The organism is Bacillus cereus group sp. Bce041 (assembly GCF_052646455.1).
Genome location: NZ_JBQXON010000001.1, coordinates 692,602 through 714,478, shown reverse-complemented (window position 1 = coordinate 714,478; position 21,877 = coordinate 692,602). Strand labels below are relative to the sequence as shown.

The following is a 21,877-nucleotide window of genomic DNA, read 5'->3' as shown; positions in this document are numbered from 1 at the left end:
AGAGAATTATGCGCAAAATTATTGTAGGGTCACGAAAGAGTAAACTAGCATTAACGCAAACAAACTGGTTTATTGATCAGTTAAAAGCCCTAGGTCTACCATATGAATTTGAAGTGAAAGAAATTGTCACAAAAGGTGATGTTATTTTAGATGTTACTCTTTCAAAAGTAGGCGGAAAAGGCTTGTTCGTTAAAGAAATTGAGCATGCGTTACTTACGAAAGAAATCGATATGGCTGTACATAGTATGAAAGATATGCCAGCCGTACTTCCAGAAGGTTTAATGATTGGCTGTACACCAAAGCGTGTTGACCCTCGTGATGCTTTTATCTCAAAAAATGGAGCATCGTTTAAAGAGTTAGCGGAAGGTGCTATTTTAGGTACGAGTAGTTTAAGACGTAGTGCACAGCTACTCGCTGCGAGACCAGATTTACAAGTGAAGTGGATTCGCGGGAATATCGATACACGTTTACGTAAATTAAAAGAAGAAGATTACGATGCGATTATTTTAGCGACAGCTGGATTACAAAGAATGGGCTGGGATAATGATGTTATTACAGAACATTTAGATGATACGTTATGTGTACCTGCTGTAGGACAAGGTGCATTAGCGATTGAGTGTCGTGAGGATGATAAGGATTTATTGCAGTTGTTAGCGCATATTAATGATACGATAACAGAAAGAACAGTGGCAGCGGAGCGAGTATTTCTTCATAAACTTGAAGGTGGATGCCAAGTTCCAATTGCTGGATATGCAACCCTTACAGAAAACGATGCAATCGAATTAACAGCTCTTGTCGGCTCTATGGATGGCTCTGTTTTATTAAAAGAGACAGTAGTGGGTACTAATCCTGAGGAAGTAGGGTTAGAGGCCGCGGACCGTTTAATTAAACAAGGCGCCAAAGAACTCATTCTTGCTGCAAATAAGGAGCAACAATAAATATGAACGCTCTCGCTGGAAAAACGGTATTGATTACACGTGCCCAGCATCAAGCGAAACAAATGAGTGTAGCAGTGAAAGAAAAGAGCGGAATTCCATTGGAAATTCCGCTTTTGCGTATGGAAGGTATGTCTCATAGGCAAATTCAACATATTGAAGAGCAGCTACATTCATACGACTGGGTTATTTTTACGAGCAGAAATGGTGTAGCTTTTTTTCTAGATAGTTTAAAAAAAAAACTACCGCTAACCATTAGAATCGCTGCGGTAGGTGTGAAAACAAAATTAGAGTTAGAAAAAAGGGGCTATCAAGTTCATTTTGTTCCGACTTCATTTGTTGCAGAAGCATTTGCAGAAGAGTTTCTAAAAGAATTAAGTGGAAACGAACGTATTTTATTTCCGAAAGGGAATTTAGCAAGAGAGGTAATTCCGGTTGCACTTCGGGAAATTGGTGTTTCTCTAGATGAGCTAATCGTATACGGTACGAAAGTGAATATAGAAAAAAAGCAAGAACTTATAGCAGCATTGAAGTTAGGGAAAGTAGACATTATTACATTTACGAGCCCTTCAACTGTTACTAGTTTTGTTCGTTTACTTGAGGGTACAAACTGGAGAGAATGGACAAAAAAATGTACAATTGCTTGTATAGGACCTATTACGGAAAAAGAGGCAAGTCTTTATTTTCCGTCTGTTATTGTGCCGAAAGAGTACACTGTAGAAGCATTACTACAATATGTTTGTGAATCTATAAAATGAAAGAATGGGGATAGAAATCTATGAACTCTTTACAATTTAATCGTCATCGTCGTTTAAGACAAAGCGGGGGCATGCGTGCACTTGTGCGTGAAACGTTTTTACATACGGAAGATTTTATTTACCCTATTTTTGTATTAGAAGGTGAAAATGTTCGTAATGAAGTTCCTTCTATGCCGGGCGTATATCAAATGTCTTTAGATTTATTGCAAGCTGAAATGCAAGAAGTTGTTGATTTAGGTATTCGTTCTGTTATTGTATTTGGTTTACCTGCTGAAAAGGATGAAGTTGGATCATCAGCATATTGTGATCATGGAATTGTACAACGTGCTATTCAGCAAATTAAAGGTGATTTCCCTGAGCTAGTAGTAGTTGCAGATACATGTTTATGTCAATTTACAAGCCATGGTCATTGCGGTGTAATTGAAGATGGGATTATTTTAAATGACGAGTCTCTTGCAGTTCTTGCGAAAACAGCTGTAAGTCAAGCGAAAGCAGGAGCGGATATTATTGCGCCATCAAACATGATGGACGGCTTCGTAACAGCAATTCGTCATGCATTAGACGAAAATGGTTTTGGACACGTGCCAGTTATGTCGTACGCTGTGAAATATTCATCAGCATTTTATGGACCATTCCGTGATGCTGCGCACGGTGCACCGCAATTTGGTGACCGTAAAACATATCAAATGGATCCGGCAAACCGTATGGAAGCATTCCGTGAAGCAGAATCAGATGTAATGGAAGGTGCAGATTTCTTAATCGTAAAACCAACTCTTTCTTACTTAGATATCGTTCGTGATGTGAAAAATAACTTTAATTTACCAGTTGTCGCTTATAATGTAAGTGGTGAATATTCGATGATTAAAGCGGCAGCGCAAAATGGTTGGATTAATGAAAAAGAAGTTGTTCTTGAAAAATTAATTAGTATGAAACGTGCAGGGGCAGATTTAATTATTACGTATCATGCAAAAGATGCAGCAAGATGGTTACAAGAAGGAGGCGCTAAATAATGAAAAAGTTTGATAAGTCAATTGCAGCGTTTGAAGAGGCGCAAGACTTAATGCCTGGTGGCGTAAATAGCCCGGTTCGTGCCTTTAAGTCTGTTGGGATGAATCCGTTGTTTATGGAGCGTGGAAAAGGCTCTAAAGTATATGATATCGATGGGAATGAATACATCGACTACGTATTATCATGGGGTCCTTTAATTCATGGTCATGCAAATGATCGTGTTGTAGAAGCGTTAAAATCTGTTGCTGAAAGAGGTACAAGCTTCGGTGCACCAACAGAAATTGAAAATAAATTAGCAAAACTTGTTATTGAGCGCGTGCCATCAATTGAGATTGTGCGTATGGTTAACTCTGGAACGGAAGCAACAATGAGTGCACTACGTTTAGCTCGTGGTTATACAGGTCGTAATAAAATCTTGAAATTTATTGGTTGTTACCACGGTCATGGTGATTCGTTATTAATTAAAGCTGGTTCTGGTGTGGCGACTTTAGGTTTACCAGATAGTCCTGGTGTACCAGAAGGTGTAGCGAAAAATACGATTACAGTAGCTTATAACGATTTAGAAAGCGTAAAATACGCGTTTGAACAATTCGGTGATGATATTGCTTGTGTAATTGTAGAACCAGTAGCAGGAAATATGGGGGTTGTTCCTCCGCAGCCTGGATTTTTAGAAGGTCTTCGTGAAGTAACAGAACAAAACGGTGCATTGCTTATTTTTGATGAAGTAATGACAGGGTTCCGAGTAGCTTATAATTGTGGCCAAGGTTATTATGGCGTAACGCCTGATTTAACATGCCTAGGTAAAGTAATCGGTGGTGGTTTACCGGTAGGAGCATACGGTGGTAAAGCGGAAATTATGCGCCAAGTTGCGCCAAGCGGACCGATTTACCAAGCTGGTACTTTATCAGGTAATCCACTTGCAATGGCGGCAGGTTATGAAACGTTAGTACAGTTAACGCCAGAATCATATGTAGAATTTGAGCGTAAAGCTGAAATGTTAGAAGCTGGATTACGTAAAGCAGCTGAAAAACATGGCATTCCGCATCATATTAACCGTGCAGGCTCTATGATTGGTATTTTCTTTACGGATGAACCCGTTATTAATTACGATGCAGCAAAATCTTCAAACTTAGAATTCTTTGCGGCTTACTATCGTGAAATGGTAGAACAAGGTGTATTCTTACCACCATCTCAATTCGAAGGTTTATTCTTATCGACAGCACATAGTGATGCAGATATTGAAGCGACGATTGCAGCAGCTGAAATTGCAATGTCAAAATTAAAAGCGTAGTGTATTAGAGAAAATCGCTCTCCATAAGGGGAGCGATTTTTTTTATTCATAAAGTAAGCTTCCCACACATAAATCTGTAATGACATATAGTTTGGGAGGGGGAAAAGAAGTGGCTACAGATCATTCATTACGATTTTCATTAAAAGAATCTGTGTGGTTCCAAAAAGGACAGGAAGTCGAAGAACTTTTGTCAATTTCGTTAGATCCAGACGTTGAGATAGAAGAGCTTGATCATGAAGTAATCGTGAGAGGACAATTAGATTTAACGGGAGAGTATGTTGCACGAAAAGATGATTCCGCGTATTCATTAAGAGAACTATCGCCAGCAAAGTCAATTGATTATGTAGAAACAAGAGAAGATGGGGTTAATGAACTTGTTCATTCCTTTCCACTTGAAATATCAATTCCGAGAAATCGAGTGAAAGTAATTGAAGAGCTATATGTATCAATCGAGGAATTTGATTATGAATTAAAGGAAAATGGTTGCTTACAATTATTAGCGGATATATCTATTACCGGTTTGTGTGATGAAGAGAGAAGCGAGGATGAAGTTGAAGAGGAAGAAACGGTGTATGCTGAGTTAGAAGAAGATTCAGCGCAAGAGGATGAAAATAGACCGGCGCCGCATGTAGAAGAACCAGCATATAAGGAATCAGATGAGTGGGAAGATTACGCATTTGAACCGTTCCAATTAGAGGAAAGAAAAGAGCAGGAATTAGAAGAAGAGAAAATAGAAGAACATGAATTTGTGGAACGTGAAGAGGAGCAAGAAACAACGCCGCAATTTGAACTGTTCGGACGAAAAGATTTCAAGAAAGAAAAAGCGAAAAAGCAGGAAGAACAAGAAGAAGAGTACTCACAGCGAGATGAAAATGCGCTTTATTTAACAAAACTATTTACGAAAGAACCGGAAGAAGAATTTACAAAGTTAAGAATGTATTTCGTGCAAGAAGGGGATACAATTGAATCTATTGCAGACCGTTATGAAACGTCTGTACAAAATTTATACCGTGTCAATCAAACAGAAGATATATTTTTAAATACGGGGCAAATTATTTATATTCCCGTTTCAAGGGTAAAGGCGAAATAAGGAAGTGAGTGTTTTCACTCACTTCCTTTCTTAGAGGCTATGTTTTGAATAGAAAGGGTTATTCGTATGGATATTGAGTTGCGAAATCACTATGAACCTATCGTGAGGCAATATAGATTGGATACGCAGCATATGGAAGAGCACGGAAATGTAATGAAAATTTATACGAATCAAGGTCCATATGCACTCAAGAAAATAGAAGGCAGAAAGTTAGAGCGGAATAACTTTCTGCATCATATTCAATATTTGAAGGAGAAAGGTTTTTCAAATTATGTACCTATATATCATGCGACGGATGGAAGTTATATTTTAAGTGACGGGACGTATAATTATTATTTAATGCCTTGGTTAGAACGTGCAGAAGGAAACGGTGAGGACAATGATCAATACCATAAAATGTTTCAGACACTTGGAACGTTGCATCAAAAAACTGTGAAGGAAGAAACGTATACGGAAGAAGATTTAGAAAAACATTATACAAGTATATCCGATCGTTGGGAAAATGATGGTGAGATGTTAGAAGAGTTTCTCGTAGAATCTGAATCAAAATGGTATATGTCCCCGTTTGAATTGCAATATTGTACGTACTATCATCATGTAATGAGAGCGCGTGAATTTGCAACGAAGCAATTAAATGAGTGGAACGATGCGATGAAAGAAAAGGAGAAAACGCGTATTACTTTTGTGCATGGTAATGTGTCACTGAATCATTTTTTATTTGACTATGAACGGAATGGCTATTTTATTAGTTTAGAAAAATCGAAGTTTGCAACGCCTGTGCAAGATATAGTAGGTTTTTATTCACGGTCTTTAAACACATATCCAATCGCAAGAAGTGATCGGTTTGAATGGTTTCAAATGTATCAAAAAAATTTCCCTTTTACGAAAGAAGAGCAACTACTTATGTTTGCGTATATGACGTATCCATCGCAATTTATTCGGCAAATCCAGTCTTATAAGAAAAGAAGAGATAATCATAACGAGGAAAATGAACTGCGCGGAGTAAAGAGTTTGCAACAATCGCATTGGCTCGTTAGCAATATAGAATATTTCCTGTCACAATTACAAGCTGCCCAGCAAGGGAACGGATAAAGTAAACATTCCCCGCTGATGATTAGCCTTCACTAATTGGGCGTTTACGGGCACCAGGGCTCCCATCTAACTTCTTTGCTTCAGCTGAGTTTTGAGGTGGAGGTCTTACTGCCCACAAATAGCGGGGTAAAGAAGATAAGTAGAGGATTCTACTTATCTTCTTTTTGGCACCAAAAGCTGTAGTTTTAAATTTATCTTGACGAATAAGGTTTCGTTTTTTACACTATTGTATATAATAATTAACAATCATATAAATGCCTTGAAGGGGAAGAGTATAACATGAAACGTCTTCAGAGAGGAGAATCATTAGCTGGGAGATTCTCTAGATAGTTATGTTAGAAGGTAGCCCTGGAGCATCTTTTCTGAACGGAATAGTTCTTATTAGGAAAAGACGGATTTGTCCGTTATCAAATTAAGAGTATAAGCAAATTATGAATTTGTTTGTAAATAAAGGTGGTACCGCGATGTCCCTCGTCCTTTTTGGATGAGGGACATTTTTTATTTTAAGGAGGGAAAATAATGTCAAACACGGAAAAGAATTTACCAACTAAATATGATCATATGTCCGTTGAAGAAGGCCTTTATCAATGGTGGCTTGAAGGCAAATATTTTGAAGCAACAGGAGACGAGAAGAAACAACCGTATACAATTGTAATTCCACCTCCGAACGTAACTGGTAAGTTACACTTAGGTCATGCTTGGGATACAACTCTTCAAGATATTTTAACTCGTACGAAGCGTATGCAAGGATACGATGTACTATGGCTTCCAGGAATGGACCATGCTGGTATCGCAACACAAGCGAAAGTAGAAGGAAAACTTCGTGAAGAAGGTATTTCACGTTACGATCTTGGCCGTGAAAAATTCCTTGAAAAAGCTTGGGAGTGGAAAGAAGAGTACGCTTCTCACATTCGTCAACAATGGGGGAAAGTTGGTTTAGGACTAGACTATTCTCGTGAACGCTTCACATTAGACAAAGGTTTATCAGATGCGGTTAATAAAGTATTCGTTCAATTATACGAAAAAGGCTTAATTTACCGTGGTGAATATATCATCAACTGGGATCCAGCAACACGTACAGCTCTTTCTGATATTGAAGTAATTCATAAAGAAGTTCAAGGTGCATTCTACCATATGAACTATCCGTTAACAGATGGTTCTGGTCACATTCGTCTTGCTACTACTCGTCCAGAAACGATGCTTGGTGATACAGCAGTAGCAGTTCATCCAGAAGACGATCGTTACAAACATTTAATCGGAAAAACAGTTACACTTCCAATCGTAGGCCGTGAGATTCCGATTATTGCTGATGAGTACGTAGAAAAAGATTTCGGAACGGGCGTTGTAAAAATTACACCAGCTCATGACCCGAATGACTTTGAAGTAGGTAACCGTCATGACTTACCACGCATCTTAGTAATGAACGAAGATGGATCGATGAACGAAAAAGCTGGTAAGTATAACGGTATGGATCGTTTCGAATGCCGTAAAGAATTAGTAAAAGACTTACAAGAAGCTGGCGTATTAGTAGAAATCGAGCCACATATGCATTCAGTAGGTCATAGTGAGCGTAGCGGTGCGGTTGTTGAGCCTTATTTATCAACACAGTGGTTCGTAAAAATGGCTCCACTTGCTGAAAAAGCAGTAGCGCTTCAACAAAAAGAAGAAGAAAAAGTAACGTTCGTACCAGAGCGTTTTGAAAACACATATTTACGTTGGATGGAAAATATTCATGACTGGTGTATTTCTCGTCAATTATGGTGGGGACACCGTATTCCAGCTTGGTACCATAAAGAAACTGGTGAAGTATACGTAGGTACAGAAGCACCAGCAGATATTGAAAACTGGAATCAAGATAACGATGTACTTGATACATGGTTCAGTTCAGCATTATGGCCATTCTCCACACTTGGTTGGCCAAATGAAGATTCAGCAGACTTCAAACGTTACTATTCAACAGATGCACTAGTAACGGGTTATGATATCATCTTCTTCTGGGTATCTCGTATGATTTTCCAAGGTTTAGAGTTTACAGGCGAGCGTCCATTTAAAGATGTATTAATTCACGGTTTAGTTCGTGACGAGCAAGGTCGTAAAATGAGTAAATCTCTTGGTAACGGTATTGATCCAATGGATGTTATCGAGAAGTACGGTGCAGATGCAATGCGTTTCTTCTTATCAACAGGAAGTGCACCAGGTCAAGATTTACGTTTCAGCATGGAAAAAGTAGAATCTACTTGGAACTTCATTAATAAAATTTGGAACGCATCACGTTTCGTATTAATGAACATGGATGATATGAAGTATGAAGAAATCGATTTAACTGGTGAAAAATCAGTTGCGGATAAGTGGATCTTAACTCGCTTAAACGAAACAATCGAAAGCGTAACACGTAACATGGATAAATATGAGTTCGGTGAAGCTGGTCGTTCATTATACAACTTCATTTGGGACGATTTCTGTGATTGGTATATTGAAATGGCGAAACTTCCACTATACGGTGAAGATGAAGCAGCTAAGAAAACAACTCGTTCTATTTTAGCTTACGTATTAGATCAAACAATGCGTCTATTACACCCATTCATGCCATTCGTAACAGAGAAAATTTGGCAACATTTACCGCATGAAGGCGAGTCTATTACAGTAGCTGCGTGGCCAACAGTTCGCGAAGATTTACAAGATACGGAGGCTGCGGCAGAAATGCACCTTCTAGTTGATATCATTCGCTCTGTTCGTAACATCCGTGCAGAAGTAAATACGCCAATGAGCAAAAAAGTTCAAATGCAAATTAAAGCAAAAGATGAGGCTGTACTTGTTCAACTTACGAAAAATAGCTCTTACATTGAGCGTTTCTGTAACCCAAGCGAATTAACAATTCAAACGGAATTACAAGCGCCAGAAAAAGCAATGACTGCAATCGTATCAGGTGCAGAGTTATTCTTACCGTTAGCTGATCTTATCAATCTTGATGAAGAGAGAGCTCGTCTTGAGAAAGAACTTGAGAAGTTCGATAAAGAAGTAGAACGTGTACAGAAGAAACTTTCTAACCAAGGTTTCGTAGCGAAAGCTCCTGCAGCGGTTATTGAAGGAGAGCGTGCGAAAGAGCAAGATTACCTAGAAAAACGCGAAGCAGTTCGTCAACGTCTAGCAGATCTTGAAAAGTAAAAATGTTTTTAGAGACTCACTATATTGGTGAGTCTCTTTTCTTTGCGTATAATAGAACTATGAAAGTTGTCTTTTGAAAGGGGAAAAATATACGTGATACATACATACGAAGAAGCGATAGGGTGGATCCATAGCCGATTGAAATTTGGAATTAAGCCAGGATTAGAAAGAATGAATTGGATGTTAGAAGAACTTGGAAATCCAGAGCGTCATATAAAATGTGTTCATCTTGCTGGTACAAATGGAAAAGGTTCAACGTTAACATATATGCGTTACATGTTAGAAGGCGCGAAATATAAGGTAGGAACGTTTACCTCTCCTTACATCGAATCATTTAATGAACGCATTAGTGTGAATGGAACACCAATTGCAGACGAAGAGATTACTGAACTTGTAAAGCTGGTAAAACCAGTCGTGGAAAAACTAGATGAAACGGATTTAGGGGAAGCGACAGAGTTTGAAATTATTACTGTTATGGCGATTTGCTATTTCGGCAAATTCAATTTCTGTGATGTTGTTTTATTTGAAACAGGGCTTGGTGGACGTTTTGATTCTACCAATGTTATACACCCTGTTCTCACGATTATTACGAATATCGGTCACGATCATATGCATATTTTAGGAAATACACTAGGAGAAATTGCATATGAAAAGGCGGGGATTATTAAGTCTGGCGTGCCGGTAATTACTGGTGTACAAGATGAAGAAGCTTTGCAAGTCATTCAAAATGTTGCAAAGGAAAATCATGCAAACTTATACGAGATGGGCAACCATTTTACAGCATTACATAAACAGTCTAGTGAAGATGGAGAACAGTTCGATTTCACTTGTCCTTTCGCCTCTTTTGAAGATGTGCGAATCACAATGAAAGGCAGCCACCAAGTAGGAAACGCAGCACTTGCGCTTATGGCAGTCATGTATGTAAAAACATACTTATCATTTTTAATTGAGGAAGAAGAAATAAGAACTGGATTACAGGAAGCGTATTGGGTGGGGCGCTTTGAAAAACTGCAAAATAATCCAGATATTATTATAGATGGTGCTCATAATCCAGAAGGTATCGAAAGCCTTGTGAAAACAGTAGAAGCGCATTACAAAGATAAAAATGTAATAGTGTTATTTACTGCCCTTGGTGATAAACAATTACATAACATGGTAGGCCAATTAGAAACCATTGCAGATGAAATTATTTTTACAACATTCGCCTTTGATCGTGCTATTTCTGCTGATAAGCTTGCATCATATTCACAGAAAGAATCAAAATTAGTTTTTGAAAATTGGAAAGAGGCAATTGATACAAAAGTTGAAATGATAGCAGAAAATGATGTTTTTATCATAACAGGTTCTCTTTATTTCATTTCTGAAGTACGAAAATATATTTGCGAGAAAAACTAGATAGTCTTTGCTATCTAGTTTTTTTGTTCTACAAATGAAGTCAAATGCATACATATAAGATAAATATATAGGGTTATTTGGCGAATTCCTCTGACAAATATCTCGTTTTTTTATGAAATGAATATGATATGATGCGGACAACGATAAGAGGTGAGGTGTGAGTGTATGGACAAGCAATCACGAACGATCTCAGTGAAAGTGAATGGAACAGAAGCGAAGTATGAGGAAAAAAAGAAAGATGAATTTGAATGGATGGTAGTAGAAAGTGAACGACCGAAAAATGTTGTTCCGTTTCAAAAAGCGAAATCAATGTCTGTGGAAAAATACCGAAAGAAGTGGAGTAATACATTAATTGTAATCGTTGCAACTGCAATCATTATCGGTACGGCGTTTGGAATGGGGATGCTTCATTTACTTACTGGACAAGGAACGACAGGAGGAAGTGAAGTGACAGCTTCAAGGCCGAGTGGAAATGGAGAATCAAAGGTGGGTGGAACGGCAGAACAAACACCAGCACCGAAAGAAGAAAAACAAAAAGCACAAGCAGGAACGTCATTGGATCCAATGAAATTATTTTTTGTTCAAGGGGGGCTTTATTCTTCTGAAGAAAAGGGACAGGCAGCTCTTGAAGAATGGAAAGGCAATGGGGGCATTGGTGCTTTGAGACCGAGCGGTGATAAGTATGCAATAGTTGTTGGTATTGCTAGCGATGAACAGTCTATAAATCAATTAATGACTAAGTATAAAAATGATGGTGTCTCCGTTTTAAAAAAGAACTGGGATATAACAGATAAAGCATTGCTGAAAGATGATAAAGAAGTAGGAACATTTTTAACAAAAGTGCAGCCATTATACACTCATTTAGCAAAATATGCTTCTAGCGTACAAGTTGGTGGAAAAAGCAGCGCAAAAGATATAGAAGTAATTGAAAAAGAATGGAAAAAGGTTGAAAAAGAAGGGAAAAGTATGAAACAAGAAGAAGCAAAGAAACTGTATATGTATACGTCGGTAGCTGTACAAACAGTAAAAGATGGGAAGATGGATAAGGAATCTTTGGCGAAATTAAATCAAGTTATTATTGATGGTTTACTCTCGTATGAAAAAATTGTTTCGTAGAAAGTGAAATGATAGGATAATAAAATGAGTAAGAAAGAAGTACATGTACTTCTTTCTTTTCTTTTGAATTTAGAGCAAAGTGCTTTCTCTATGACAGGAATATAATCGTATGCAATAAAGAAGTGTTATTTTAGTTAGAGAAATTAATATTTCTTTCATTTGTGGGCAAACTATTCCTTTGATACGATTAATATAAATTGTTCTGCTTCATGTGAGAAAGGAAGGAGAAAATATGAGAAAAATAATTTTAGCTTCAGGGTCACCTCGGAGGAAGGAATTGCTTGAGTTAGCTAGTGTGCCATTTGAAATCGTTGTAAGTGAAGTAGAGGAAACAATTGGTGCATATTCATCGCCTTCTGATATTGTAATGTCGCTTGCCTTGCAAAAAGCATCAGCGGTGGCAGAAAATAATAGTGATCACATTGTGTTAGGTGCAGATACAATTGTTATATATGAGTCGCGTATTCTTGGTAAGCCTTCTAATGAGGATGAGGCGAAAGAGATGTTGCAATTACTATCAGGGAAAACACATGAAGTGTATACAGGTGTTGCAATTATAGCAAAAGAAAAAACGGTTACTTTTTATGAGCGTACAGAAGTTACATTTTGGGAGTTAACAGAAGAGGAAATTGATACATACGTCGCGTCGAAAGAACCTTTTGATAAAGCCGGTAGTTATGGGATTCAAGGTAAAGGATCTATTTTCGTTCAAAATATTCAAGGGGACTACTATAGTGTAGTTGGCTTACCAATTGCACGTCTCGTTCGGGAATTAAAACAATTTGATATTGATGTAACCCATGCGTAAAATTGCATGGGGTTTTCTTTGAGAGAACAAATAAAGGGGTGGAGAGATGAACGGTATTCGTGATGTTGTAAGAGAAGAACAGCCACGGGAGCGTTTATTGTTAGAAGGTGCTGGAAGTTTATCAAATCGAGAGCTTCTCGCAGTGTTACTCAGAACAGGTTCTAAAGAAGAAACAGTTTTAAAGTTGTCAGATAAAATTTTACATCAATTTGATGGCTTACGTATGTTGAAAGATGCAACATTAGAAGAGCTAATTAGTATACATGGTATTGGGATTTCAAAGGCATCGCAACTTATGGCAGCCTTTGAACTAGGCAGAAGAATGGTACGTTTAGAATATCAAAATAGATATAGTATTCGAAGTCCAGAAGATTGTGCGAAATACATGATGGAAGAAATGCGTTTTTTACAACAAGAGCATTTTGTTTGTTTATATTTAAATACAAAAAATCAAGTTATACATAGGCAAACGATCTTTATTGGAAGTTTAAACACGTCAATTGTACACCCGAGGGAAGTTTTTAAAGAAGCCTTCCGTCGTGCAGCAGCCTCTATCATATGTCTTCATAACCATCCCTCAGGAGATCCCACGCCGAGCCGTGAAGATATTGCAGTAACAAAACGCTTAGTAGAATGCGGCCAGATTATCGGAATTGAAGTGCTTGATCATATTATAATAGGTGACCATAAATTCGTGAGTTTAAAGGAAAAAGGTCATATTTAAGACTATGCTTTTTACTTATTTTGTTTTATAATGTGATTTATGAGTTTTTTGTAGAAATTTATCTACAAAAAGGATAAAGATATAAAAAACGTACTGTTTTTATAATATAAAGTAAGAAAAAATGAGTCCGTGAAAACAAGAAAGGAAGATAAATAATATGTTTGGATTTGGTGGATTTACTCGCGATCTTGGAATAGACTTAGGAACTGCGAACACGCTTGTATATGTAAAAGGAAAAGGTGTAGTTTTACGTGAACCTTCAGTAGTTGCGTTACAAACTGATACGAAACAAATCGTTGCTGTAGGTAGCGATGCAAAACAAATGATTGGTCGTACACCAGGGAACGTTGTGGCACTTCGCCCGATGAAAGACGGTGTAATTGCTGATTATGAAACAACTGCAACAATGATGAAATATTACATTCAACAAGCTCAAAAATCAAACGGTTTCTTCTCACGTAAGCCGTATGTAATGGTATGTGTACCATCTGGTATTACAGCTGTAGAAAGACGTGCAGTAATCGATGCGACTCGTCAAGCGGGTGCTCGTGATGCTTATCCTATCGAAGAGCCATTTGCAGCAGCAATTGGTGCAAACTTACCTGTTTGGGAACCAACTGGTAGTATGGTTGTTGATATCGGTGGTGGTACAACAGAAGTTGCAATTATTTCTCTAGGTGGTATTGTAACAAGCCAGTCAGTCCGTGTTGCTGGTGATGATATGGACGATTCAATCATTCAGTACATTAAGAAAAGCTATAACTTAATGATCGGTGAAAGAACAGCTGAAGCATTAAAATTAGAAATTGGTTCTGCAGGCGAGCCAGAAGGTATCGAGCCTATGGAAATTCGCGGTCGTGATTTAGTAAGTGGTTTACCAAAAACAGTACTAATTCAGCCAGAAGAAATTGCAGATGCATTAAAAGATACAGTAGATGCGATTGTAGAATCAGTTAAAAATACGTTAGAAAAAACTCCACCTGAATTAGCGGCTGATATTATGGACCGCGGTATCGTATTAACAGGTGGCGGGGCATTACTACGTAATTTAGATAAAGTAATTAGTGAAGAAACGAAAATGCCAGTTCTTGTTGCAGAAGATCCATTAGATTGCGTAGCAATTGGAACAGGTAAAGCATTAGACAATATCGATCTTTTCAAAACTGCTGCTCGATAATATTGCAAAATAAAAATCAGTGAAATTAAGAGGGTGTGAACGTGCCACAGTTTTTCTTAAACAAAAGATTAATTGTTTTGTTGGTTAGTATTATTCTTCTCGTGGCATTGATTGGAATCTCATTGAAAGAACGGAACAGTTTAACATGGCCAGAGCAGTTTGTTAAAGATACTGTCGGTGTTGTAGAACGTGTATTCCAAAAGCCAGCGAAATACGTAGCTGGATTCTTCGAAAATGTAGAGGATGTAAAGCGCACGTATGAAGAGAATAAAGAATTAAAAGCAAAATTAGATAATTATGCAGGTCTATCAGGGAAAGTAAAACAATTAGAAGATGATAACAAGAAGTTACAAGAGCTAACTGGTAAAAAAGAGTTAAATAGCGGGTATACTGAAATTCCAGCTACTGTTGTTTCTCGTAATCCAGATAAATGGTACGATTTAATTGGAATTGATAAAGGGGCACAGCAAGGAATTAAAAAAGATATGGCTGTAGTAACTTCACAAGGGTTAGTTGGAAGAGTGAAAAGTGTATCTCAGTTTACATCATCAGTAGAATTACTAAGTTCTATGAGCCGAACAAATCGCGTTTCTGCTATTGTACAAGGGCAAGAGAAAATCTTTGGATTGATTGAAGGTTATGACAAAGAAAAGCAATTACTTCTTTTCACAAAGATTGGCTCTGATGCACCGGTAGAGAAAGATCAACTAGTTGTAACATCTGGACTGGGTGATATTTTCCCGAAAGGTCTTGTAATTGGAAAAATCGTTGAAGTTCAGCCGGATGCATATGGCTTAACAAAAACAGCTTATGTAAAACCTGCCGCTGATTTAAATGACGTAGAGCATATTACGGTTGCTAAACGTGCAACACCTTCAGCGCCATTAGAATAGGAGGAGAAGAAGAGATGATGAAGATATTAAAAAGAGCAGCTCTTCCTCTTTTGCTCCTTTTTGTGTTTCTATTTGAAAATATGTTTGCTACTGTTGTTCCAACGGATGTGTTTTGGAAAGACAGCATAGCAGCACCGCATTTCTTTATAATCGTCTTATGTTTTATTACAGTGTATTATAGTCCGGTCCAAGGGATTTATTACGGACTATTATTTGGCTTCTTATTTGATACCGTATACACAGAACTTGTCGGGATATATATTTTTGCTTATCCGATTTTAGCTTATTTAGTATATAGTGTGATGAAAGTACTACAATTGAATTTATTTATTGTTGTTTCTATCATATTAGCTAGCGTTGTAGCACTAGAGTATTATGTGTATGGATTCTTAACTTTATTAGGACGTACTCATATGCCAGCGTATGTCTTTTTCACAGATCGTCTCCTTTCTACTTTATTGTTAAATGCTATTTTCTTATTGATAGTTTGTTTCCCACTGAGACGATATATAGTGCGTCTTTCAAAAGCGATGGAAGAAAAAGAAAAAAGGATTTTCTAATTTTATGTCGAATTGAATCGGTGGGGTGAACTTTAGTGGAAGAAAAAAAGCAACAAAATGTAACGATAAAAGGGACAAAAGATGGGATAACGCTTCATTTAGATGATTGTTGTTCATTCTCAGAATTATTGATGGAATTAGACGAAAAACTTTCTACACATTACTACGATGGTGATGGGCGCTCTTTAATTGAAGTGCATGTGAAAGTAGGAAATCGTTATTTAACAGAAGTCCAACAAGAAGAGATTCGTACGTTAATTCGTAATAAAAAGAATCTTGTTGTGGATTCAATTGAAAGTGATGTTATCACTAAAGCAGAAGCAATAGCTTGGAAAGAAGAAACAGAAATTGTCCCTATTTCCAAAATTGTTCGCTCTGGACAAGTTTTACATGTAAAAGGAAATTTGTTGTTAATTGGAGATGTTAATCCAGGCGGAACGGTTATCGCTGGGGGGAATATTTTTGTCGTAGGATCATTAAGAGGAATTGCACATGCTGGGTATTATGGGGATTCGGATGCTGTAATCGCTGCATCTGTTATGAACCCGATGCAACTTCGAATTAGTGATGTGGCAATGCGGGCTCCGGAAGAGAAAGAAGACGGAGCGGAGGCGGCAGAATGTGCGTATATTAATGAGAACAATCACATTGTTGTCGATCGCCTGCAACTTCTCACTCATCTTAGACCTAATTTAACAAAGTTAGAAAGGGGAATTGTATAGCTGTGGGAGAGGCAATAGTAATTACATCTGGAAAAGGCGGAGTAGGTAAAACTACTACATCTGCGAACATTGGTACGGCCCTAGCGTTATCTGGAAAGAAAGTGTGCTTAATTGACACAGATATCGGTCTTCGAAATTTAGACGTAGTAATGGGGCTGGAAAATCGTATTGTATTTGATCTTGTTGATGTCGTTGAAGGGCGTTGCCGTTTACCTCAGGCTCTTATTAAAGACAAACGTTTTGATGATCTTTATTTATTACCTGCAGCACAAACGAGTGATAAATCAGCGGTAACACCTGAACAAATGGATGAATTAATACAAGTATTACGTCAAGATTATGATTACATATTAATCGATTGTCCTGCGGGGATTGAGCAGGGATTTAAAAATGCGGTAGCTGGTGCGGATAAAGCAATCGTTGTTACGACTCCAGAAGTATCCTCAATGCGCGATGCGGATCGTATTATTGGGCTTTTAGAAAAAGAGGATATTGAACCACCCAAACTTGTTATTAACCGTGTACGTAGTCATATGCTTCATGAACAGGATATGTTAGATGTTGATGAAATTGTACGTACATTGTCAATCGAGCTTCTTGGTGTTGTCGAAGATGACGATGAAGTTATTCGAGCTACAAATACAGGTGAACCTGTGGCGTTGCAACCAAGCGGAAAAGCAGCGTTGGCTTATCGTAATATTGCAAGACGCTTGTTAGGTGAGAATGTACCATTACAAGCATTTGAACAAGAAAAGGTATCGGTATTTGCAAAGGTGAAAAACTTCTTTGGAATCCGTTAAGAGCACTTCGCACATATGCGAGGTGCTTTCTTTTTTCTTCACACGAATATCTTTCTTTCTTAGCTCATACATATGTACAAACTGTATACAACTGTTTCTAATGAAATTAGCTTAACGAAAGAAAGGAGACAGTATGAAGAATAGACGCGTAGAAGAAATTAAAAAGCGGATTGCAAAAAGGAAGGCCGAGCAAGAAAGGATGGAGGAAGAGCAGTATTTTAACGGAGGGAATTTTGATAGTGAAGCAGTATTTATTGAAGATGGAGAAAAGGAAATGCATCCTTTATTTCGAAAGGAAGTCTTTTTCTTCAAAGTTTTATTATCAGCAATATTAGTTCTTTCGGTTGCTATTTTATATAAGAATGCTCCTTCTTCATTCAATGGAGCTAAAGCTGTTACAGAAAAAGTGATGAAAGAGGAATTTCAGTTTGCTACTGTAGCGAAATGGTACGAAAAGCAATTTGGAAAACCGCTTGTATTCTATTCGCCGAACGAGAAAAAAGAAGGAAGTATTCAGCAAAAAGATTATGCAATTCCTGCTTCTGGAAAGGTAATGCAAGGGTTTCAAAAAAATGGCCAAGGTGTATTTGTCCAAACAGCTACAAATGCAAAAGTGGAGTCAGTAAATGAAGGGTTAGTTGTTTTTGCAGGCAAGAAAGAGGAACTTGGAAATACAGTTCAAATTCAACATGCAGATGGTACGGAGTCATGGTATGCAAACTTAAACGATATGTCAGTGAAATTATATGATTACGTTTCAAAGAAACAAAAAATTGGAACGGTGAGTAATGATACAAATGATAAAAATGGAAAGTTTTATTTCGCGATAAAAAAGAATGAGAAATTTATTGATCCGATCCAGGTGATATCATTTGATTAAATATAGGGACGTTTTAACGAAAATTTCCGTGCATCCATTATTTTGGGTTATTATTGTCATTGGTATTTTTACTGCGCGTTTTAAAGAGTTACTACTGTTATTTTGTATTGTTCTTATTCATGAACTTGGGCATGCTTTTGCAGCAGCACACTATAATTGGCGTATAAAAAGAATTCAGCTTTTGCCGTTTGGTGGCGTTGCCGAGCTTGAGGAACATGGTAATAAGTCATTGAAAGAGGAACTTGTTGTCGTAATTGCAGGACCGATTCAACATGTTTGGATGATGCTGGTAGGTTATATGTTGTTCAAAGCTGGTTGGCTGAATGCAGATTTATATTATTTCTTCATGTGGAATAATATAATTATTTTAGCATTCAATTTACTTCCTATTTGGCCGTTAGATGGCGGGAAAGTATTGTTTAATGTATTATCATATCGTTTCCCTTATTTACAAGCACATGAAAAGATGATGCAATTGTCATGTGTTTTTTTTAGTGTAATATTAGGATGGCAGTTACTTTGGAATAGTAACAATATTATGATGTGGGTACTACTCATATTTTTAGCAGTGTCATTATATCAGGAGTGGAAACAAAGACGGTATGCATTTATGCGTTTTTTATTAGAACGTTATTATGGAAACAAAAGAGGAATCGAAAAGATTGCACCTATTGAAGTGCAAACGGAAGATCGTTTATATACGATCTTCACAAAATTTCGTAGAGGATATAAGCATTCTATTATCGTCCGTGGAAAATATAAAGAGCATTACACATTGGATGAAAATGAATTGCTCTATGCATATTTTACTGAAAAACGAACAACTTCATCAGTTGAAGAATTAATCGGTTAGTGTTGACGATAGCACTAACCTTTTATTATTGTAAAAGCAAAGAAGATTATAAAGTGAGGAAATAATTTTGAAAACGTTATATGTGAATTACGCTGGTTCGGAAAAGCGCGTTGCAATTGAAGAGAAGAAAAAGATTGTTGAGTTTTTATGGAAACGTAATGAAGAGCAAGAGATTGTTGGGCATATTTATGTTGGACGTGTCGTAAGAACAATTGCTGGAATGAATGCAGCTTTTGTAAACATCGGTTTAGAAAAACATGCTTACCTTTCATACGATGATGTACCATCTTCTTATCGTATACATGAAGGGCAAGCGATACTCGTACAAGTTGTGAAAGAGGCAATTGATACGAAAGGGCCTAAATTGACAGCGAATATAGAATTTACCGGGAAATATGTCGTTTATATGCCGTTTGATGAGATGCGCGCTGTTTCTCGAAAAATAAAAAATAATAAAAGAAGACAACAGTTACTCCAAATTGAAATAGAGGGAACGGGGGGGTACATTTTCCGTTCTGCTTCTGAAAAAGGAGCAATTGAAGAAATACAAGCTGAAATGCAAGGATTACAACAGTTGTATGAAGAGTTAAAAAGAAAAGAGGGTCAAGGAAAGGTGCCGTTATTACTTCATCGACCGGCGACCTTTTTAGATCGTGTATTTCAAGAGAACCCAATTGAAACAATTGAAAAAGTAGTTGTAGATACAAGAAGTATAGTAAAGGAATTAGAAGACAAAGTTGGAAAAGAAAAAGTATCTTTTTATAATGAAAAGTCTTCGATGTTTAACCATTTTGGAATAGAGCGTGAGATTGAGAAAGCACTCCAAAAAATTGTTTGGCTTCCAAATGGTGCTTATTTAATTGTAGAACAAATGGAGACGATGACTGTAATTGATGTGAATACGGGCAAGTTTACGGGAAAACAAAATTTACAAGATACAGTACTTCGTACAAATGAGCTAGCCGCTGAAGAAATTGCACGCCAATTAAGACTTCGTGATATTGGTGGTATGATATTAATTGATTTTATTAATATGAAAAAAAGAGAAGATAAAGAAAAGGTAAGAGAATGTCTCATAGCTGCTATGCAAGATGACCGAACATATACAAGGGTGCTCGGCTTTACGGAGCTAGGGATTTTGGAAATGACACGTAAACGTAAAAAGCATTCTTTACGGGACGTATTATTAAAAGAGTGTGTACCTTGCAAAGCGACGGGTTATGTGATGTCGCATGAAACAATTGCGTATGAGTTAGAGAGAGAACTAATCACATATGGCAATATAGAAGATGAAGCAGTATTAATCGCTGCGCCTAAAGAACTGCAAAAACAGTTTTTGCAAAAAGGATTACAAAAAAATATTCCATTTGAAATTTATTTCAAAGATGATATTATCGAAAAGTATGCTATCGTTCGTTTTGGAAGTAAAAAAGAAATTGTAGAACGGAAAAAATAGTTAGCAGAACATTTATTGACAACCGTCTATGATTCATGATAACATCTTTATGTTATAGTTTATAGCACCTAAACGGCTATATGCTACAACCGCACAAGACAGGTTCCCTAAAGGCATTTATGTCTACCTCGTTTTTGGCGAGTCTTAGTAAGTAAGAGGAGGTGCAAGTATGTACGCAATTATCGAAACAGGTGGAAAACAAATTAAAGTTGAAGCTGGTCAAGCAATCTACATTGAAAAATTAGATGTTGAAGCTGGTGAAACTGTTACTTTTGACAAAGTTCTTTTCGTTGGTGGCGAAAACGTTAAAGTTGGTAGCCCAGTTGTAGAAGGTGCAACAGTTACTGCGAAAGTTGAAAAACAAGGTCGCGCTAAGAAAATCATCGTTTTCAAATACAAAGCGAAAAAGAACAATCGTAAGAAACAAGGTCATCGTCAACCTTACACTAAGCTAGTTGTTGAAGCTATCAACGCTTAATTCTGGTTAACATGATTAAAATTACGATAAGTCGCACGAAATTAGGAAGTATCCAATCATTTAAAATGACTGGACATGCCGATTATGCGCCACATGGACAAGACCTTGTCTGTGCTGGAACTACAGCGGTTGTGTTTGGTTCTATAAATGCAGTGGAAGAACTTTGTAATGTGCAAGCAACTATTGAACTCGGAAGTGATGGCGGATTCTTAACGTATGAATTGCCTAATGATTTAGACGTTCATGCAGCAGAAAAAGCACAAACGCTTTTAGAAGGATTAGTTGTTTCGCTTAAGACGATCGAACTTGATTACGGAAAGTATATCCGTTTAATAGAAAAAGTGCAGGAGGTGTAACGTATGTTAAGATTAGATCTTCAGTTTTTCGCATCTAAGAAAGGTGTAGGTAGTACAAAGAACGGTCGTGACTCTCAGTCAAAACGTCTTGGTGCTAAACGCGCAGATGGTCAAACGGTTACAGGTGGTTCAATTCTTTACCGTCAACGCGGTACAAAAATTTATCCAGGTGTTAACGTTGGTCGTGGTGGCGATGACACTTTATACGCGAAAGTTGACGGCGTAGTACGCTTTGAGCGTCTTGGTCGTGACCGCAAACAAGTGAGCGTATATCCTGTTGCTCAAGAAGCATAAGAACTCACGGAAAACTCTAACCTGAG

At 37.4% G+C, this 21,877-nt stretch carries 22 protein-coding genes and 2 other annotated features; all 22 genes read left to right on the top strand.

Going from position 1 to position 21,877, the window contains the following annotated elements:
- Window positions 1–8 precede the first annotated feature (8 nt).
- The 22 genes from hemC to rpmA all read left to right on the top strand — a co-directional run bounded on the left by hemC (window position 9) and on the right by rpmA (window position 21,851).
- Window positions 9–938, top strand: coding sequence for a hydroxymethylbilane synthase (gene hemC, locus ACUN13_RS03725; RefSeq protein WP_001226407.1), 930 nt, complete (start codon window positions 9–11; stop codon window positions 936–938).
- 2 nt (window positions 939–940) lie between these two features.
- Window positions 941–1,693, top strand: a complete 753-nt coding sequence (hemD, locus tag ACUN13_RS03720; RefSeq protein ID WP_000992353.1) for a uroporphyrinogen-III synthase — start codon at window positions 941–943, stop codon at window positions 1,691–1,693.
- Between the two features lie 20 nt (window positions 1,694–1,713).
- Entirely contained in the window at window positions 1,714–2,703 is a 990-nt protein-coding gene (hemB, locus tag ACUN13_RS03715) for a porphobilinogen synthase (protein WP_088345820.1), read from the top strand.
- Entirely contained in the window at window positions 2,703–3,992 is a 1,290-nt protein-coding gene (gene hemL / locus ACUN13_RS03710; RefSeq protein WP_000712943.1) for a glutamate-1-semialdehyde 2,1-aminomutase, read from the top strand. Before hemB ends, hemL begins: the two co-directional genes overlap by 1 nt.
- A 79-nt stretch (window positions 3,993–4,071) precedes the next feature.
- Window positions 4,072–5,082, top strand: a complete 1,011-nt coding sequence (spoVID, locus tag ACUN13_RS03705) for a stage VI sporulation protein D (RefSeq protein ID WP_002024850.1) — start codon at window positions 4,072–4,074, stop codon at window positions 5,080–5,082.
- A 66-nt stretch (window positions 5,083–5,148) separates the two neighbouring features.
- Window positions 5,149–6,174 (top strand): spore coat protein YsxE, encoded by a 1,026-nt coding sequence (gene ysxE, locus ACUN13_RS03700; RefSeq protein WP_088345821.1) that lies wholly within the window; start codon window positions 5,149–5,151, stop codon window positions 6,172–6,174.
- A gap of 250 nt (window positions 6,175–6,424) precedes the next feature.
- Window positions 6,425–6,656: a binding site (T-box leader), on the top strand.
- Between the two features lie 37 nt (window positions 6,657–6,693).
- The gene (locus ACUN13_RS03695) at window positions 6,694–9,339 is read left to right on the top strand and encodes a valine--tRNA ligase (RefSeq protein ID WP_445423667.1); all 2,646 of its coding nucleotides are present in this window, start codon (window positions 6,694–6,696) and stop codon (window positions 9,337–9,339) included.
- A 93-nt stretch (window positions 9,340–9,432) separates the two neighbouring features.
- A complete protein-coding gene (locus ACUN13_RS03690; protein WP_445423666.1) occupies window positions 9,433–10,734 on the top strand; it encodes a bifunctional folylpolyglutamate synthase/dihydrofolate synthase in 1,302 nt (433 codons plus the stop codon).
- Window positions 10,735–10,899: 165 nt separating this feature from the next.
- A complete protein-coding gene (locus ACUN13_RS03685; RefSeq protein WP_445423665.1) occupies window positions 10,900–11,850 on the top strand; it encodes a stage II sporulation protein B in 951 nt (316 codons plus the stop codon).
- Window positions 11,851–12,082: 232 nt separating this feature from the next.
- Complete coding sequence (locus ACUN13_RS03680; RefSeq protein WP_445423664.1) at window positions 12,083–12,658, top strand: Maf family protein; 576 nt, start codon at window positions 12,083–12,085, stop codon at window positions 12,656–12,658.
- 46 nt (window positions 12,659–12,704) lie between these two features.
- Window positions 12,705–13,382, top strand: a complete 678-nt coding sequence (gene radC / locus ACUN13_RS03675; RefSeq protein WP_001013390.1) for a RadC family protein — start codon at window positions 12,705–12,707, stop codon at window positions 13,380–13,382.
- A 157-nt stretch (window positions 13,383–13,539) separates the two neighbouring features.
- On the top strand, window positions 13,540–14,559 hold the full coding sequence (mreB, locus tag ACUN13_RS03670) for a cell shape-determining protein MreB (RefSeq protein ID WP_000466736.1): 1,020 nt from the start codon (window positions 13,540–13,542) through the stop codon (window positions 14,557–14,559).
- Window positions 14,560–14,600: 41 nt separating this feature from the next.
- Window positions 14,601–15,452, top strand: a complete 852-nt coding sequence (gene mreC, locus ACUN13_RS03665; protein WP_001135488.1) for a rod shape-determining protein MreC — start codon at window positions 14,601–14,603, stop codon at window positions 15,450–15,452.
- A gap of 14 nt (window positions 15,453–15,466) precedes the next feature.
- The gene (gene mreD / locus ACUN13_RS03660) at window positions 15,467–16,012 is read left to right on the top strand and encodes a rod shape-determining protein MreD (RefSeq protein WP_000975766.1); all 546 of its coding nucleotides are present in this window, start codon (window positions 15,467–15,469) and stop codon (window positions 16,010–16,012) included.
- Window positions 16,013–16,047: 35 nt separating this feature from the next.
- Entirely contained in the window at window positions 16,048–16,734 is a 687-nt protein-coding gene (minC, locus tag ACUN13_RS03655; protein ID WP_000391521.1) for a septum site-determining protein MinC, read from the top strand.
- Window positions 16,735–16,736: 2 nt separating this feature from the next.
- A complete protein-coding gene (gene minD, locus ACUN13_RS03650; RefSeq protein ID WP_000503309.1) occupies window positions 16,737–17,534 on the top strand; it encodes a septum site-determining protein MinD in 798 nt (265 codons plus the stop codon).
- A gap of 133 nt (window positions 17,535–17,667) precedes the next feature.
- The gene (spoIVFA, locus tag ACUN13_RS03645; protein WP_000797471.1) at window positions 17,668–18,414 is read left to right on the top strand and encodes a stage IV sporulation protein SpoIVFA; all 747 of its coding nucleotides are present in this window, start codon (window positions 17,668–17,670) and stop codon (window positions 18,412–18,414) included.
- Window positions 18,407–19,267, top strand: coding sequence for a stage IV sporulation intramembrane metalloprotease SpoIVFB (gene spoIVFB / locus ACUN13_RS03640; RefSeq protein WP_000599058.1), 861 nt, complete (start codon window positions 18,407–18,409; stop codon window positions 19,265–19,267). Before spoIVFA ends, spoIVFB begins: the two co-directional genes overlap by 8 nt.
- A gap of 67 nt (window positions 19,268–19,334) precedes the next feature.
- On the top strand, window positions 19,335–20,723 hold the full coding sequence (locus ACUN13_RS03635) for an Rne/Rng family ribonuclease (protein ID WP_000855491.1): 1,389 nt from the start codon (window positions 19,335–19,337) through the stop codon (window positions 20,721–20,723).
- Between the two features lie 77 nt (window positions 20,724–20,800).
- Window positions 20,801–20,878, top strand: a sequence feature (ribosomal protein L21 leader region).
- A 14-nt stretch (window positions 20,879–20,892) separates the two neighbouring features.
- Window positions 20,893–21,201: a 50S ribosomal protein L21 gene (rplU, locus tag ACUN13_RS03630; protein ID WP_000270907.1), complete on the top strand. Its 309-nt coding sequence runs from the start codon at window positions 20,893–20,895 to the stop codon at window positions 21,199–21,201.
- A gap of 11 nt (window positions 21,202–21,212) precedes the next feature.
- Window positions 21,213–21,557 (top strand): ribosomal-processing cysteine protease Prp, encoded by a 345-nt coding sequence (locus ACUN13_RS03625; protein ID WP_001973720.1) that lies wholly within the window; start codon window positions 21,213–21,215, stop codon window positions 21,555–21,557.
- 3 nt (window positions 21,558–21,560) lie between these two features.
- Window positions 21,561–21,851 (top strand): 50S ribosomal protein L27, encoded by a 291-nt coding sequence (gene rpmA / locus ACUN13_RS03620; RefSeq protein WP_000944958.1) that lies wholly within the window; start codon window positions 21,561–21,563, stop codon window positions 21,849–21,851.
- Window positions 21,852–21,877 lie beyond the last annotated feature (26 nt).